16 protein-coding genes are annotated in these 15148 nt (G+C 46.9%); 8 read left to right on the top strand and 8 right to left on the bottom strand.

What is annotated here, in order from left to right:
- Position 1 precedes the first annotated feature (1 nt).
- Positions 2-493, top strand: coding sequence for a type 3 dihydrofolate reductase (folA, locus tag ACXAD8_RS20665; protein ID WP_475232027.1), 492 nt, complete (start codon positions 2-4; stop codon positions 491-493).
- On the opposite strand, the gene ACXAD8_RS20670 is transcribed toward folA, so the two are convergent.
- Genes ACXAD8_RS20670 through ACXAD8_RS20695 form a run of 6 tightly spaced genes read right to left on the bottom strand, consistent with a single transcriptional unit; the run spans position 494 to position 6950 of the window.
- Complete coding sequence (locus ACXAD8_RS20670; protein ID WP_475232029.1) at positions 494-1303, bottom strand: symmetrical bis(5'-nucleosyl)-tetraphosphatase; 810 nt, start codon at positions 1301-1303, stop codon at positions 494-496. It abuts the gene before it with no gap.
- Positions 1304-1318: 15 nt separating this feature from the next.
- A complete protein-coding gene (gene apaG, locus ACXAD8_RS20675) occupies positions 1319-1708 on the bottom strand; it encodes a Co2+/Mg2+ efflux protein ApaG (RefSeq protein ID WP_475232031.1) in 390 nt (129 codons plus the stop codon).
- An 8-nt stretch (positions 1709-1716) separates the two neighbouring features.
- Positions 1717-2508: a 16S rRNA (adenine(1518)-N(6)/adenine(1519)-N(6))-dimethyltransferase RsmA gene (gene rsmA / locus ACXAD8_RS20680; RefSeq protein WP_475232033.1), complete on the bottom strand. Its 792-nt coding sequence runs from the start codon at positions 2506-2508 to the stop codon at positions 1717-1719.
- Positions 2501-3484 carry a 4-hydroxythreonine-4-phosphate dehydrogenase PdxA gene (pdxA, locus tag ACXAD8_RS20685; RefSeq protein ID WP_475232034.1) on the bottom strand — a complete coding sequence of 328 codons (984 nt, stop codon included), beginning with the start codon at positions 3482-3484 and terminating at the stop codon, positions 2501-2503. Before pdxA ends, rsmA begins: the two co-directional genes overlap by 8 nt.
- A 15-nt stretch (positions 3485-3499) precedes the next feature.
- Complete coding sequence (gene surA, locus ACXAD8_RS20690; protein ID WP_475232036.1) at positions 3500-4786, bottom strand: peptidylprolyl isomerase SurA; 1287 nt, start codon at positions 4784-4786, stop codon at positions 3500-3502.
- 7 nt (positions 4787-4793) lie between these two features.
- Positions 4794-6950, bottom strand: a complete 2157-nt coding sequence (locus ACXAD8_RS20695; RefSeq protein ID WP_475232038.1) for an LPS-assembly protein LptD — start codon at positions 6948-6950, stop codon at positions 4794-4796.
- Positions 6951-7251: 301 nt separating this feature from the next.
- Between ACXAD8_RS20695 and ACXAD8_RS20700 the strand changes: the two genes are divergently transcribed.
- The 3 genes from ACXAD8_RS20700 to djlA are packed head-to-tail and all read left to right on the top strand — an operon-like array spanning position 7252 to position 9968.
- A complete protein-coding gene (locus ACXAD8_RS20700; protein WP_475232040.1) occupies positions 7252-8265 on the top strand; it encodes an aminoglycoside phosphotransferase family protein in 1014 nt (337 codons plus the stop codon).
- 21 nt (positions 8266-8286) lie between these two features.
- On the top strand, positions 8287-8946 hold the full coding sequence (gene murU / locus ACXAD8_RS20705; protein WP_475233041.1) for an N-acetylmuramate alpha-1-phosphate uridylyltransferase MurU: 660 nt from the start codon (positions 8287-8289) through the stop codon (positions 8944-8946).
- 2 nt (positions 8947-8948) lie between these two features.
- Positions 8949-9968: a co-chaperone DjlA gene (gene djlA, locus ACXAD8_RS20710; protein ID WP_475233042.1), complete on the top strand. Its 1020-nt coding sequence runs from the start codon at positions 8949-8951 to the stop codon at positions 9966-9968.
- A gap of 39 nt (positions 9969-10007) precedes the next feature.
- On the opposite strand, the gene ACXAD8_RS20715 is transcribed toward djlA, so the two are convergent.
- Entirely contained in the window at positions 10008-10622 is a 615-nt protein-coding gene (locus tag ACXAD8_RS20715; protein WP_475232041.1) for a peptidylprolyl isomerase, read from the bottom strand.
- An 11-nt stretch (positions 10623-10633) separates the two neighbouring features.
- Positions 10634-11758, bottom strand: a complete 1125-nt coding sequence (locus tag ACXAD8_RS20720) for a methyltransferase (protein WP_475232043.1) — start codon at positions 11756-11758, stop codon at positions 10634-10636.
- 43 nt (positions 11759-11801) lie between these two features.
- On the opposite strand from ACXAD8_RS20720, the gene ACXAD8_RS20725 reads away from it, so the two are divergent.
- The 4 genes from ACXAD8_RS20725 to ACXAD8_RS20740 all read left to right on the top strand — a co-directional run bounded on the left by ACXAD8_RS20725 (position 11802) and on the right by ACXAD8_RS20740 (position 15147).
- The gene (locus ACXAD8_RS20725) at positions 11802-12542 is read left to right on the top strand and encodes an alpha-ketoglutarate-dependent dioxygenase AlkB family protein (RefSeq protein WP_475232044.1); all 741 of its coding nucleotides are present in this window, start codon (positions 11802-11804) and stop codon (positions 12540-12542) included.
- A 183-nt stretch (positions 12543-12725) separates the two neighbouring features.
- Complete coding sequence (locus ACXAD8_RS20730; RefSeq protein WP_475232046.1) at positions 12726-13049, top strand: BolA/IbaG family iron-sulfur metabolism protein; 324 nt, start codon at positions 12726-12728, stop codon at positions 13047-13049.
- A 232-nt stretch (positions 13050-13281) separates the two neighbouring features.
- Positions 13282-13788: a TRAP transporter small permease subunit gene (locus ACXAD8_RS20735; protein ID WP_475232048.1), complete on the top strand. Its 507-nt coding sequence runs from the start codon at positions 13282-13284 to the stop codon at positions 13786-13788.
- Positions 13789-15147 (top strand): TRAP transporter large permease, encoded by a 1359-nt coding sequence (locus ACXAD8_RS20740; protein WP_475232050.1) that lies wholly within the window; start codon positions 13789-13791, stop codon positions 15145-15147.
- Position 15148 lies beyond the last annotated feature (1 nt).

Consider the following 15148-nt stretch of genomic DNA (forward strand, 5'->3'; position numbering starts at 1 on the left):
TATGAAAGTATCTATGATTGCTGCTATGGCCCATAACCGGGTTATAGGTGCAGATAATCAGATGCCCTGGCATCTCCCTGCGGACCTGAAACACTTTAAGGCGGTGACCTTAGGCAAGCCCGTTATTATGGGCCGTAAAACCTTTGAGTCCATTGGCAGACCATTGCCGGGGCGACTCAACATAGTGATTAGTCGCTCTGGTTTTGCGGCTGACGGGATTACCGTAGTTAGCTCACCTGAGCAGGCACTGGCTGCCGCTGGCGGCGTAGATGAGGTGATGATTATCGGCGGTGGGGTTATCTATGATTTGTTCTTAGAGCAGGCCGACCGCTTATATCTGACCTTTATTGATCTAGACGTCGCGGGTGACACTCAGTTTCCCGATTATCAACAAGTGGCAGATTGGCAGGAAGTTGAACGAGAAAGCCATACTGCTGACGATAAAAATCCTCATAACTATCAGTTTGTCACATTGCAAAGACAAACTGCCTGATCACAACTCTCTTGATTTTACTGATATGGGTTCCAGGGTGGACAAGTTCATCAGAGTGAGTTTGCCACCCCAGATATAACCGGTATCCAGAGCGTGTACCCTTTTGTTCGGACAATAGCCATCCAGCGCCGCCCAGTGGCCAAATAGCAAATGATCATCATGCTTCAGTCGGGGATGTTCAAACCAGGGGAAAATCCCTTCAGGCGCGTCCTGTGGACCGGTTTTCAGGTTCAGATTTAATACCGCATTCTTATCGACGAAACGCATTCGGGTAAAGGCATCAATGACAAACTTGTGTCTGGCCAGCCCAGGGAGACTGTCATTCCAACGCATTTGTTCATCGCCATACATGTATTCCAGCAATTTGTGCCATTGCGGGCTGTTCAGGTAGTGGCTGGTTTCGTCGGCCAGTTTAAAGGCTTTGCGTTCCGACCACAGAGGATACAAACCAGCGTGACTGAGAAAAAATCCTGGTGCGGGAGCTGCTGCTAGAGGTTTGCTACGTAACCAGTTAACAATGCGGTTTTTATGATTACTTTCTAAAATAGCGCCAAAGCCTTCTTTGTCGCGATTCTCCTTGATGCCCTGGCTGACCGCCAAAAAATGCAGGTCGTGATTACCCAAAACAGTATTAAAGCTGTCTCCAAGGGACATCAGATATTCGATGGTTTCCAGAGCCTGAGGTCCGCGCCCGATCAGATCTCCCACTGCCCATAGAGTGTCTTTTGCGGGTTTAAACTTTGCTTTTAACAACAGCTTTTTTAGACCGGAATAGCAAGCCTGAATGTCGCCTACCACATATACAGCCATACCTGTACCTCGCGATTAATTCAGTGTATTGGGAACGCTCAGGGTGAAAACGTCAATGGGAGTTTTAAAGCGTTGCTCATCACCGCCACTAAACTCGTAATAGCCCTGCATAAAGCCAACAGGCGTATCCAGAATGGCACCGGATTTATAGGCGAACATCTCGCCGGGTTGAATAACCGGTGTCTGACCTACTACGCCGGGACCTGCCACTTCAGATTGTTTGCCATCGCCATCTGTGATCAACCAATAGCGGTTTAACAGTTGCACCGGAATATCGGCGTTATTGGTAATGGTGATATGGTATGAGAAGGCGTATTTTTTCTGTTCTTTGCTGATTTGCTCAGGTAACCAAGCGGTTTCAACCTCGATATTGATCAAATCTGCAATTTCGCTTTCCTTATCCATAGCCCTTCCTACGATGGTATTTTGTTGGCGAGGTTGGCAAAGTCCTGCAAAGACAAGGTTTCAGCTCTGGCTGCGGGATTAATACCTACCGCTTCTATATCTGCTTCTGACAACAGTTCTTTCAGGCTATTGCGAATGGTTTTGCGTCTTTGATTAAACGCAACTGCACACACCTGGTCCAGTGCTTTTTTACTATTTACCGATACCGGAGGTGCAGAGTGAGGGATTAAACGCACTACTGCTGAGTCTACCTTAGGCGGCGGCTGAAAGGCGTGTGGTGGCACTTCCAGTACCGGGATCACCTGACAATAATATTGCGCCATCACCGATAACCGACCGTAATTTTTATGGCCCGGATAAGCCGCTAAGCGATTCACCACTTCTTTTTGCAGCATAAAATGCATATCGCTTACCATGCCGGTAAATTCGAACAGGTGAAACATTAGAGGCGTTGAGATGTTATAGGGCAGGTTACCAAAAATACGCAAAGGCTTTTCTTGGGCCAGTTGCGAAAAGTCATAACTCAGTGCGTCGGTTTCGACTATGGTAAGTTTATCGCGGATAAACGGATGAGAGCGCAGGCGTTTGGCCAGATCTCTATCCAGCTCTACTACAGTCAGCTTATCCACCTGCTCACAAACAGGCTCGGTAAGCGCGCCCAGCCCCGGACCGATTTCCACCAGGTTTTCACCTGCACGAGGGCCGATAGCGCTGACGATATCTGCAATCACCAACTCATCATGCAAGAAGTTCTGACCAAAACGTTTCCTGGCCACATGGCCTAAATGGGCTTTACTCATTAATATTTGTCGCTAATTTTATTGCTTTGTTGATGGCAACTTTAAAGCTGCCATTGTCGATATTGCCGGTGCCTGCGAGATCCAATGCAGTACCGTGATCGACAGACGTTCTGACAATAGGTAAGCCTAGCGTAACATTAACCGAGGCACCAAAACCTTTGTACTTCAGAACCGGCAGTCCCTGGTCGTGATACATGGATAACACCACGTCAGCGTCTTTCAGGTATTTTTCCTGGAAAATGGTATCCGCCGGTAATGGCCCGATCAGGTTTATCCCGCGCTCTCTGAGTATGTCCAGAGTGGGATTGATCACCAGTTGCTCTTCTTTGCCAATATGACCGTTCTCGCCAGCGTGAGGGTTAAGTCCACAAACATAAATTTTAGGCTCGGCAATTTTAAACTTGGTGATCAGGTCGTGATGCAAAATGCTGATCACTTTTTCCAGCCGTTCCGGGGTGATGGCTTTACTGACATAGGCCAGTGGAATATGAGTGGTTACCAGTGCTACGCGCAAACCCGGCGTAGAAAGCAGCATAACCACATCCGCGGTATTGCTTTGCTGGGCGAAAAACTCGGTATGTCCTGAGAAGGAAATTCCGGCTTTATTGATAATGCTTTTATTAACCGGGCCAGTAACGACTGCGTCAAACTCACCGCGCAAGTTCGCTTCACCGGCCAGGCGCAAGGTTTCCACTACATAATGGCCGTTTTCTTCGTTTAACTCACCAGCTACAACAGTAGCAGCAGTTTTAACGGGCACAATAAACAATTGCCCTTGCGATAAGATGCGATCATCCTGTTGTTGATATTCAACCAACGTTAAGGGTAACCCTAACTGGGCTGCCCGTTGCTGCATCATATCCGGGTCGGCAAAGGCCACCAGTTGCACATCCCAGTTGAGCTGTGCCATTTGAATCACCAGATCCGGTCCGATTCCGGCGGGTTCACCGGGTGTGATGGCCAATTTTAATGGCATAGAGCCTCCGAAAAATTATTCCAGTACTTCAATATAAGCCTGATCGCGCATTTCTCTTATCCAGGCTTCGCGTTCTTCACCGAACTTACGCTGGAATAATAACTGATGCGCTCTTTCTTGCTTTAGCTTATCTGTGACGTCACCAACACGTTTGCCAAGTAATTCCACCAGATGCCAGCCGTGAACGGTTCTGAAAGGCTCTGACAGTTCACCTGGTTCACTCATATTGGCTAAGGCATTGGTAAACGCTGGTACATATATAGAGGGATCTCGCCAACCCAGATCACCGCCTTTTGAGGCACTGCCCGGATCTTTGGAATGTTCTTTTGCCAGTTCCGCAAAATCTGCCTCACCTGCTAACAACTGGGCTTTAAACTCATGCAGTATTTGCTGAGCGCGCTCTTCGCTTAAAATCACCGAAGGCTGAATTAGAATATGGCGGGCGTTAACTTCTTCCACTTCCGCGATTTCTTTGCCGCGAATATCGATAATTTTCAGGATGTGGAAGCCGGCACCACTTCTGATGGGGCCAATCAGTTCATCTTTGTTGGCATCGCCTACCACTTCTGCAAACAGTGTAGGCATGGTGTTGACGTTCATCCAACCTAAGTCACCACCTTCCAGTGCTCTTGGGCCAGAAGAGGCCGTTGTAGCAATTTTGGCAAAGTCGGCATCGTCTTTTTGCAGCAATTCCATGACGCGTTCAGAACGGGTTTTAGCGTCATCAATGTCATCCTGCGTTGCGCCAGAAGGAAAGCCTACCAGAATATGACCAAGGCGATATTCCACCTCATTAGCGCCTTGCTCATCAATCAGGCGTATCATGTTGCTGATTTCTTGCGGCGTAATATAAATACGGCGACGCACATTGGCTCGGGTCACTTCCCCGGTGATCAATTCTTTGCGGATGCGCTCGCGGTATTGATCCCAGCTCATGCCTTCAGATTCTACCTGTGCGCGCAATTGCTCAGAGCTCAATCCCTCAGCCGCAGCAAAGTTTTGGATGGTTTGTTCCAGTTGCGCATCACTTACCTGCATGCCCATGCGCTGAGCCATTTGCATCTGCAGGGCTTCGGTGATCAGACGCTCAATCGCCTGGGTACGCAGCACTCTGTCGTTTGGCAGATTCTGACCATTGCGCAAGGCATTGGATTTAACAGTGGAAAGCAGCTCTTCGATTTCACTTTCCAACACCACTGTTTGATCCACGATCACAGCGACACTGTCCAGTTCTTGTTGTTGAGCATTCACCAGTTGCGCGAATGATAGTAATAATATTGATAATGCGATTTTTAGTTTCATAACCAGTTTAATGACCTATTACATAAGGTTGCTGATAACCGTACAAACCATCGTTTAACAATGACCTGCGGCTACCGCCTTGACCCATTCCTTTGAATGCGAATTTTAGACCTATACCTGAATCATATTCGTCCAGGCTTTGATTTCCAAGGGCATCGAAGCGATTAGTAAGATGCCTCTCCCAAACAATTTGTAACGACCAGCAACAGGAGTCGTACTGAAATCCGGTGTAACTCTCGGTACTTCGATTTAAATCAAGATCCCGATAATAGCGGCCAACCCATTGCCAGTTTTCAGCAATCGACCAGCTGGCAGTGATGCCCGCCTGGCTGATTTCGATGCCGGATAAGTCTCTGACGTAGCGGTGGCCTACCTGAACCAAATTGTTGTTATCAAAACGATACTCCACTGAGACACTGCTTCTCTCAACTCGTTCATTTTGAGATGAAACTTGTGCTTCTAATGACGCCGTCCAACGGGAAGTGATGTTCCAGTCCAACTCTGTCGCCAGGGCTGAACGGTTGCTGTCCAGGCGATCCGCTTCCAGCACCCGGTTGTCACTGAAGTAAAAAATCTGTCCCAGACTGAATTTAAGTTGTTGTTTGCCTTTTTCATCAATTAAGCGGGTGGTGACACCCAGAGTTAACTGATTTTTGTCACTGATGCGATCCAGCCCGGTAAATTCCTGACCGCGAAATAAACCGTCAAAGTCATTAAGCAAGCGGGTGGTATCGTAAAGGCCGATGTTGTCCTGATTTTTATAGCTGGTATACAAATATTGGGCTTTGGGTTCGAGGGTTTGGGTCATGCTTTTGCCAAACCATTCGGTATCGCGCTCAAACGCCATGGTGCCATATAGGCGAACCTGACCCAGGGTGCGGTTGACGTTCTTGTCCAGTTGCGTGCCTTCGGTGTTTTTCTGCCGATAAGTGGTGTGCAGTAGGGTGGTTTCTGCTAAAAATTCGGCCCAAGGTGTATTCCAGGGCAATGACAACTTAGGCGCAACATGCAACCTGGCCGCTTTTGGCAAATCGCCTTCGCGGTTATCAAACAAAGCGAGTTCGGAATGTATGTCCAGATTCAGATATTCACCTTGCCAGGCAGCATAATCCAGTTTGAATTCTGGCAGTGCACGATAGGTGCTGGGGTGATCGCCAATCACCTCAAAATCTCGGAAGCTGGCGCTAAAATCCAAGCGTTGGGTATCGTAGGCCAGTGCCACCGTTTTAAACAGGTGAGTGTCTGCTCGATTGTAAAAATCTGAGCCCAGATCCACGATGTAGTTGTCATCGCTAAGCTGATTCCACTCGGCGTTGACGAACCAGTTTTCACTAATTTCACCTTGATGGGTGAGGCGATAAAAATAGCGTGAACTATTGTCAACGGTATCCGTGTCTTTGGCCATATATTCCAAATGTATGGCCCCGGTATGCTGCTCGGTTAAATAACGAAACTCATTTTTTAGCTGGAGTCCTCTGTCGGTCATGACCCGAGGGGTAATGGTGGCATCGTAATTGGGGGCGATATTCCAGTAAATGGGTTGCTGATAAGACAAGCCATAGGTGTCAGAGCTGTTGATTTTTGGCAGCAGCAAACCGCTTTGGCGCTGGGTGGTCACCGGAAAAGAAAAATAAGGCAGATAGAAAACCGGTACATCTTTAATGTAAAAGCGCGCGTGTTTTACCGTTCCCCATAGTTCATTGGGTTTTAACTCAATGTCACTGGCAACGATCTTCCAGTCTTCCATGTCCTCAGGGCAGGTACTAAAACTGACATCCTGTAACGACACCCCTTGAGTCTGATTCAGCTGTATTTTTTGTGCAGCACCCCGACCCTGGAACTGCAACATACGGTAACCGGTATTGTTCATTTCCATTTTGTTGGAGTCGAGGTCTAATAAAATGTCCTCACTTTGCACCAGCATTTGCTTGTCTTGAAACTGAATGTTTCCGGAGGCGGTCAACTTTCTGGTGTTTTTATTGATGCGGGCACTTTGAGCTTTGATTTGTGCTTTTTGACTGGCAATTTCGACATTGCCATTGAAGTCGGCCAGTTGGTCCTGGATCATAGATACAGAATTGGCTTTGACGACAATTTCGTCTTTATTCGCCAGATCTTGCTTGTCTATGGGTGGCACAGGCACCAGACATTGCTCGTCTGCCAACGACAGGCTGCTGAATACGACAGCAAGCGGGAGAAAGTAATGTTGCTTGATTTGCATAAAAAAAGGTATTGTGATGCCTTAATTGACCAGAAATAGTGAGAATCACGGCTGAATTCTAAAGGTTTCGTTGTTTTTTACCAGCGTATCGTTAAAAAAATAGCAAATAGAGTTCAGATTTGGCTCCCACAGCAGGTTGAACCTGATAAACTGGCCCCCATAAAAACAAAAAAGTTTACGTTCAGCAAATTAACTGTTCCCGTGTGAATTTGCTCGACTTACTAGCGCTAATTAAGAGTTTCTCATGGCCGTTATTGAAAAAGATGCCTTGCAAGCCAGAACTGCAGCTTTGCAGGAGTGGATAAACTCGGAGACAGGTTTTACTACACCAAAGTTAACTATGGTTTCCGGTGATGCCAGTTTCCGACGTTATTTTCGATTTACCTGGCAGCAAACCTCCTATATTGCTGTCGACGCTCCCCCTGAAAAAGAAAATAATCCAGCCTTTTACCAGATTGCTACCCAATATCTGGCGGCGGGAGTGCGGGTTCCGGAAATAAAGGCAGTTGATTTGGAGTTGGGATTCTGGGTGTTGCAGGATCTCGGAGACAAATTATTAGCCCATTGTTTTGAGCAAGATGATATTGCAAGTCTTTATCAGTCAGCATTAAACGTCCTGCCTGCTATTCAGCAGGTAACCAGTACCGAAGCGGGCAGTTTACCCGCCTTTGATGATGAATTATTGGATAATGAGTTTTATCTGTTCAATCACTGGTTGTTACAGGTACATCTGGATCTTCCCCTTTCTGACAAACAACAACAGATAATTCAGGAAGCTCAGCTGGCAATCCGGAATATTTTTAAAGCACAACCTCAGGTCGGCGTGCACCGGGATTATCACTCTCGCAATTTAATGGTGTTGGATGATGGTGCACCCGGCATCATTGATTTTCAGGACGCGGTTATCGGTCCTGTTACCTATGATGCTGTCTCTTTGCTGCGGGATTGTTATGTAATCTGGCCTGAGACCATGGTGGACAAACTCATTGAGCAATGGCGCAGTGAGCACTATCCGCATTACGATGCTAAAGAATTCAGAGTCTGGTTTGATTTTGTGGGGATGCAACGACATATCAAAGCCAGTGGTATTTTCTGCCGTTTATGCCATCGCGATGGCAAGCAAGGGTATCTGGCCGATGTTCCCAGAACCTTGCAGTACATAGTTACCTTTGGTGAGCGCTACCCACAAACTCGCGAATTTGCTGAACTGTTGCGCGATGTCATTATTCCTGCTGTACAGGCAAAAAAAGCGGCCTGAATTGTGAGCATTAATAGTGTCATGATTTTAGCGGCAGGTCGGGGGGAGCGGATGCGTCCTCTCACCGACATTCTGCCTAAGCCCTTGTTGCCGCTGAACGGTAAACCCCTGATGCAATACCATCTGGAGAAATTGCGAAACAGCGGAGTTAAGCGAGTCGTGATTAATCACGCCTGGCTGGGCAATAAAATTGAGGCGGCTTTTGGCGATGGCAAGCAATTTGGCCTGGATATTCGTTATAGTGCTGAGGAGCAGGCCTTAGAAACCGCGGGTGGCATTATTAAGGCATTGCCTCTGTTAGGAGAGGCCCCATTTTTGGTGATCAATGGCGACGTCTACGCCGATGTCGATTTTACTAAGTTACTGCATTCACCCTTTGACGGTCTGGCAAAACTGGTGCTGGTTCCGAATCCTGAGCATCACCCGGAAGGGGATTTTGCCATGGCCGATGGATTGCTTCAGGCGAAGCAGCCTGGCTTACCCAGTTATACTTATTCCGGCATAGCACTTTATCATCCCGACTTTTTTGCCGGGTTGTCGACAGAAAAGCTGCGCCTTGCACCGCTAATTCACAAGCATATTGAAAGTGGTAAGGTGCAGGCTGTATTGCATACCGGTAGGTGGTGTGATGTAGGTACACCGCAAAGACTGGCTGATTTAGAAGAGGAATTACAATCTTGAACATCTGGGGAAAAGTACTGGGAACCCTGTTTGGCGCCATGTTTGCCAAAATCCCAGGGGCAATCCTGGGCTTTATCGTGGGTCACATGTTCGACCGAGGTTACAGTCAGGATTTTAATCAAATGGGCGGCTTTGGCCGTTTTTTTGTGGATAAAGATTCGGTAAAAAATCAGGCGGTGTTCTTTCATGCCTTGTTTTCGGTGTTGGGGCATGTAGCCAAGGCTGACGGTCGGGTCACAGAGGCCGAGATTCAGGTGGCCACGCAATTAATGGACGACATGAATCTCACTGGCGATACCCGCAAAGAAGCGCAACAAGCTTTTCGCGAGGGTAAAGCCGCTGATTTTCCGGTTAAAGACATCTTAAAAGAATTTTATGAATCCTGTTACGGACGCCGGGATATTCTGCAAATTTATCTGGAGATTCTGATTCAGGCTGCCTACGCTGATGGCCGTATGGACGCCAAAGAGCAAAAGATTCTCATCGAAGTGGCGCAAACCTTGAAGTTTCAGAAACAAGAGTTGCTCTATTTGATTTCTGCTTTTGAAGCTGAGTTGCGTTTTCGTCAGGCCAGCCAGCAACAGCAGGCCTGGCAACAAGAGCAGGCGGCTCGGGGACCAGGTTGGCGGCCACGCAGTAAAGCTGAGCAGAAACGCTCCAGAGATGAGCGGGACGATGAAAGCCACGATAGTTTTGATGAAGAAGCTTATTATCAGCGCCAGAGAGAACAATACTCGCGGAAAAACTATCAGCAACGAGACAACGCTTATCAGGGGCGCGGGCAGTCGCGCGCAACCTATTCTCAGGCAGATCGCTTGAGCGATGCCTATCGGATATTAGGGGTAAACGCCAACACTGATCCCAAAGTGATTAAAAAGTCTTACCGCAAACTGATGAACGAACACCACCCGGATAAACTGGTATCCAAAGGGTTACCGCCTCAGGCATTGGATATTGCAAAACAAAAAGCCCAGGATATTCAGGCGGCATATGAGTTGGTGAAAAAAGAAAAGGGCCTTTAATTTCAGTTAACTGGCCCTTACTTGTGATTCGCAGTGCGCTTATTGCGGGTTAATGACCGGTTCCGGTAGCAGGGTGATTTTCTTTAACATCACGTTTTCCACCGGTACATCTCGCCAACCCAGTTCAACTTTGTAGGCAGTTTCCAGCTGTGACAATTGGTCCACCACTTCCGCACCTTCCAGAACCAAACCGAATACCGCATAGCCCCAGTTGCGGCCAGGATTCAGGTAATCATTGTCAGCCACGTTAAAGAAGAACTGACGGCGGGCGCTGTGAGGGTCATCTTCACGGGCCATAGCAACGGTATAAATATCATTTTTTAAACCATTACCTGATTCATTGAAGATCTTGCCAAAGGAAGGCAACTCGTTAAAGTCTTTGTCATAACCGCCGCCCTGAACAACAAAGCCCGGGACGATGCGATGAAATACCGTGTCATCGTAACTGCCTTTTTCCACATAACGCAAAAAGTTATTCACTGTGATTGGCGCGCGTCGCCGATCCAGCTCCACTACCATATTCCCCAAATCGGTTTCTATTTTTACTCGGGGGTACAGGTTATCTGGCTGGATATGAGAGCCATCTTTAGCGGCAAGTGAGACTAGTGGAAAAAGCATGAGTGCCAGCAAAAAGGCTTTAGAAAGAAAACGCATGAAGACTCCTGTTAACGTTTAATGCTGCTTAAAATAACGAATTTGCGATTACTTGCAACCACTTTGCAGCCACCAAACAGGCGCTTCAGTTTTTCGTGATAGCCAAGGTGACGGTTGCCTACAATGCGCAATTCACCGCCTTTGCGCAGGGCTTTTCTGGCATCGCTAAACATTTGCCATGCAATGTGATCGGTAATGGTATTTTGTTGGTGAAAGGGCGGGTTACAGACGATTAAATCCAATTGGTGGGTATCCACCTGTTCCAGACAATTGGAGTGATAGAAATCAGCCGGCACATCCGGCGCATTGTGGGAGAGGGTCAACGCGGCCGAGGCCAGAGCGCTGGCAGATTCATCCACGCAGGAGATGTGCTCTGGTTGGTGTTGCGCTATCAGCGCAGATAATACGCCATTGCCGCAGCCCAAATCCAGCACGCGCTTATTGCTGCAATCCGGCAGATTCTCCATCATAAATCGGGCACCAATATCCAGAGACGTCGAAGAAAAAACATTCGCCTGATTAAATATGGTTAATTTGGGAGATTCAGTTTCCCAACTGATGGGAAATTTGGACTGACTTTGCAATTGTTTATTTACCCGAGTGAAAATCAGTCGGGATTTTTTTACTGCCAATGAAGTGTGTGTGCTGCCCAAATGTTTTTCGTACAACGCCAGAGTACTTTTTTGGATTTGATTGGCTTTACCGGCAGTGATAACCAGCGCATCAGCGGGCAGTATTTCGCGCAGTCGGAGCAGCTGTTCAATTAAAAAACCATTGTTTTTGGGCAGTTTAAGCACGGCAAGCTGAGCACCTTCTGCTAACTCTGACAAACAATGGGTTTTTTTAAATGGTGGTGCAGAATCAAAATTGCTTTGCCAGTTGTGACCCATTGCCAGCTCTGCCACTTTGGAGTCTGAAAACCAGGTATTGACGGCATCACCCAACATACAAGCCAGAGCGCCAAAGTCATCGTTCAAAACCAATATAGCGTTTGTTTCGGCGAGGCCATTTTCAGTGACATAATTCACCAGGTATTCATCTGCAGCATCCCAGGCTTGCAAACTGGTGTGTTGTTTTTCTGGGGGATAACGGTAAAGCTGCCAGGTTTTATCCTGTATACTGAGTTCAGTTTTCATCTGGATGTCTTAAATAATATCGGTACGGCCAAATTATTGTGCAATGAAACAGTTTGATTTATTAACGGGACTGTCAGACCCGCAAGAACAATCCGATCAGTTTACCACAAAACCGGCAAACGCCATCCGGAAACACTCGACTGGTGCAGTTAAGCGCACCTTGTTATCGGGCATCGAGGATTTCTTTGACGGAGAGCTTAATTATGTGGCGAATTTTATCCAAAGCTCCCAAACTCATGCTTTGTTTACTGAGCTAAGACGGTCTTTGCAATGGCAGTCAGATAAAATCAAAGTTTATGGCAAATGGCATGTCATACCCAGGTTGCAGGCCTGGTATGGATTTCCCGAAGCGGAGTATCAGTATTCCGGAAAAAGCATGGTGCCCTTGCCATTGCCTGCGCAGTTAGAGCAACTGCGACAATTATGCAGTCACCGCGCAGGTGTTGAGTTCAACAGCGTGTTGGCAAATCTATACCGGGATGGGCAGGACTGTATGGGCTTTCACAGTGATGACGAACCGGAACTCGGTGTTAATCCGGTGATCGCCTCTTTAACGCTCGGTGCCACTCGACGTTTTGATTTAATTCATAAAAAACAACCGTTTAAGTTACAACTAAATTTACCATCCGGGAGCTTGCTGGTGATGCGGGGCAGCACACAGCAGCATTGGCAGCACGGCATTGCCCGAATAAAGCGGCCTGTGGGAGAGCGCATTAATCTGACTTTCAGGCACATCAAAGACCAGGGGACAACGGTTATAGAATCTAATAAAATCCTAAGATAAAAATATAAGTTTTAGGCTCAAGCAGTTATCAAAAAGCAAGCTATATTTCTGCATATTTCAGTATTTAAAATTAAAAACACCAGCTAAATTTAGTAGTGAGGTAGACAATGTTCTGGCTCCTCTACAAAGGCAATAAGCTCTTATCTGTGTTAGCGTCAGATTTGACTATGGAGGCATTCAAAAGTGAACATTCAAAATACGATTGAAGATAAGTTAACGGCCCATTTTGAGCCAGCTTTTCTGGAAGTCATTAACGAGAGTTCCAACCATAACGTACCCATTGGGTCAGAAACTCATTTCAAGGTGGTGCTGGTGACCCCGCGTTTTAAGGGGCAGCGATTGTTGCATCGCCATAAAGATGTTAACCGCGTACTCAAAGAGGAAATCGAAAACCACATTCACGCACTGGCTCTTCATACTTATACTGATCAGGAGTGGGAGCGTCTGTATGGCGATGCACCGGATTCTCCTGCATGTCTCGGTGGTTCAGGCCGCAAAGCGTCCTGATCACAGTGTTTAGAATATGCATTGAAAATGGCGTCGAGATGACGCCTTTTTTGTTTCAGGAACCGGGTAAAATTCAGGCTGCTGATGAATTTACAAGAGTTTAACATTCCCATTTTTGCAAATTTTTGATAAAAAGCTCTTCTATCAACCATTTAGAACGTGTTGAGTTAGGCTATAAAAACACTGGCTCAATGATTTAACGCGTCGTCTCATTAAAAATCTTTGGAATTTCATGTCACAAAAACTTAGTCAACTTATTGATGTTGTTCATGAAAAGCTTTGCTTTCTGGTTAGTTTGTTCACCTTGCTGATGACCGCATTGACCTTTCTTATCGTGGTATTGCGCTATGGTTTTGACATGGGATGGGTGGCTATGCAGGAGTCGGTGATGTATCTGCATGCCGCGATTTTTATGTTGGGTGCCGCTCATACCTTGAAATTAGATGAACACGTACGGGTTGATGTGTTTTATCGAAAGTTTTCGCCACAGAAAAAAGCCAGGGTTAATTTCTGGGGTGGTTTAGTGTTTTTACTGCCATTGACCAGCTTCATATTTTTTATGAGTTGGGACTACGTGGCAAAGTCCTGGGCACTGATGGAAGCTTCTCAGGCAGCTGGTGGACTTCCGGCTTTGTTTTTATTGAAGACATTTATTCTGGTTTTCGCCGCCACCTTGTTTTTACAAGGTATCTCTGAAATCGCAAAAAATGCACAGCTGGCTTTTTCAGGAGATAAGTAAATGGAAATTATGGCCTTACTATTATTTGTTTGTGTCTGCGGAGCCTTGTTACTGGGCTATCCGGTGGCTTTTACGCTGGCTGGCACTTCCCTGATTTTCGCTGGTCTTGGCATTCTAACCGGTACCTTTGAAACCTCTTATCTCAATGCTCTGCCCAGCAGGCTGTTTGGTATCATTAATAATCAAACCCTGTTGGCTGTGCCTTTATTCGTTTTGATGGGCATAGTGCTGGAAAAATCCAAAGTGGCTGAAGATTTACTCAATGCCATGGCAAAGCTATTTGGCAACTTTCAGTCTGGCTTAGTGTTATCGGTGATATTGGTGGGAATGTTATTGGCGGCCAGCACCGGTATTGTGGGCGCTACCGTGGTGACCATGGGGCTATTGTCCTTGCCTGCCATGTTAAATAAAGGCTATCCGCAATCTCTGGCCTGCGGCAGTATTTGTGCAACCGGTACTCTGGGACAAATTATTCCGCCTTCTATTGCGTTGGTATTATTAGGGGATGTACTTTCCGGGTCATACCAGCAAGCACAGCTGAATATGGGCAACTTTTCACCTGATTCAGTGTCCGTTGGCGACCTGTTTGTAGGTGCCATAATACCCGGTCTGGTGCTGGTGGCTTTGTACGCACTTTATGTGCTGGTGGTTACACCTAAAGTTGCTACTGAAAACGACGGTTCTGATAAAAATGCATTTCAGGGCAGTGTGTTTGGCGCTTTATTCCCACCATTGATGTTGATAATCCTGGTGCTGGGGTCGATTTTGGCTGGTTTTGCCACCCCAACTGAAGCTGCTGGAGTGGGGGCCACAGGAGCTATCTTGTTAGCTTTTGCGCAACAGAAAATGGACTGGACCCGTCTTAAAGCAGCGGCTATGGATACCACCAAGGTTACCGCCATGATCTTTATGATCCTGATAGGGGCCTCTATCTTTTCTTTGATTTTCCGCGGTTTTGGCGGTGAAGAAATGATTCACGGCTTTTTCGAGCGGCTGCCTGGCGGGGAATTTGGTGCCGTGTTGATGGTGATGGTGATTATCTTTTTCCTTGGCTTCATTCTGGACTTTATCGAAATTACCTTTGTTGTCGTACCTTTAGTGGCTCCGGTTTTGTTTATGATGGGCGTCGACCCTGTGTGGTTGGGAATTATGATCGCCGTTAATCTACAGACTTCATTTTTAACCCCACCTTTTGGATTTGCATTGTTTTATTTGCGCGGTGTTGCGCCTCCGACAGTGCAGACCGTACAAATTTATAAAGGTGTCGCTCCCTTTGTTTTAATTCAGTTAAGCCTGTTGATTATGATGGCCATATGGCCGGAATTGATCACCTGGCTCCCAGAGAAAATTTACGGATAGG

This window comes from Planctobacterium sp. AWH2_060, assembly GCF_056158425.1.

What these genes read in the sequence shown, in the direction of transcription:
- folA (WP_475232027.1), top strand. Translation starts at nt 2, where the DNA reads ATGAAAGTATCTATGATTGCTGCTATGGCCCATAACCGGGTTATAGGT.
- ACXAD8_RS20670 (WP_475232029.1), bottom strand. Translation starts at nt 1,303, where the DNA reads ATGGCTGTATATGTGGTAGGCGACATTCAGGCTTGCTATTCCGGTCTA.
- apaG (WP_475232031.1), bottom strand. Translation starts at nt 1,708, where the DNA reads ATGGATAAGGAAAGCGAAATTGCAGATTTGATCAATATCGAGGTTGAA.
- rsmA (WP_475232033.1), bottom strand. Translation starts at nt 2,508, where the DNA reads ATGAGTAAAGCCCATTTAGGCCATGTGGCCAGGAAACGTTTTGGTCAG.
- pdxA (WP_475232034.1), bottom strand. Translation starts at nt 3,484, where the DNA reads ATGCCATTAAAATTGGCCATCACACCCGGTGAACCCGCCGGAATCGGA.
- surA (WP_475232036.1), bottom strand. Translation starts at nt 4,786, where the DNA reads ATGAAACTAAAAATCGCATTATCAATATTATTACTATCATTCGCGCAA.
- ACXAD8_RS20700 (WP_475232040.1), top strand. Translation starts at nt 7,252, where the DNA reads ATGGCCGTTATTGAAAAAGATGCCTTGCAAGCCAGAACTGCAGCTTTG.
- murU (WP_475233041.1), top strand. Translation starts at nt 8,287, where the DNA reads ATGATTTTAGCGGCAGGTCGGGGGGAGCGGATGCGTCCTCTCACCGAC.
- ACXAD8_RS20715 (WP_475232041.1), bottom strand. Translation starts at nt 10,622, where the DNA reads ATGCGTTTTCTTTCTAAAGCCTTTTTGCTGGCACTCATGCTTTTTCCA.
- ACXAD8_RS20720 (WP_475232043.1), bottom strand. Translation starts at nt 11,758, where the DNA reads ATGAAAACTGAACTCAGTATACAGGATAAAACCTGGCAGCTTTACCGT.
- ACXAD8_RS20725 (WP_475232044.1), top strand. Translation starts at nt 11,802, where the DNA reads ATGAAACAGTTTGATTTATTAACGGGACTGTCAGACCCGCAAGAACAA.
- ACXAD8_RS20735 (WP_475232048.1), top strand. Translation starts at nt 13,282, where the DNA reads ATGTCACAAAAACTTAGTCAACTTATTGATGTTGTTCATGAAAAGCTT.
- ACXAD8_RS20740 (WP_475232050.1), top strand. Translation starts at nt 13,789, where the DNA reads ATGGAAATTATGGCCTTACTATTATTTGTTTGTGTCTGCGGAGCCTTG.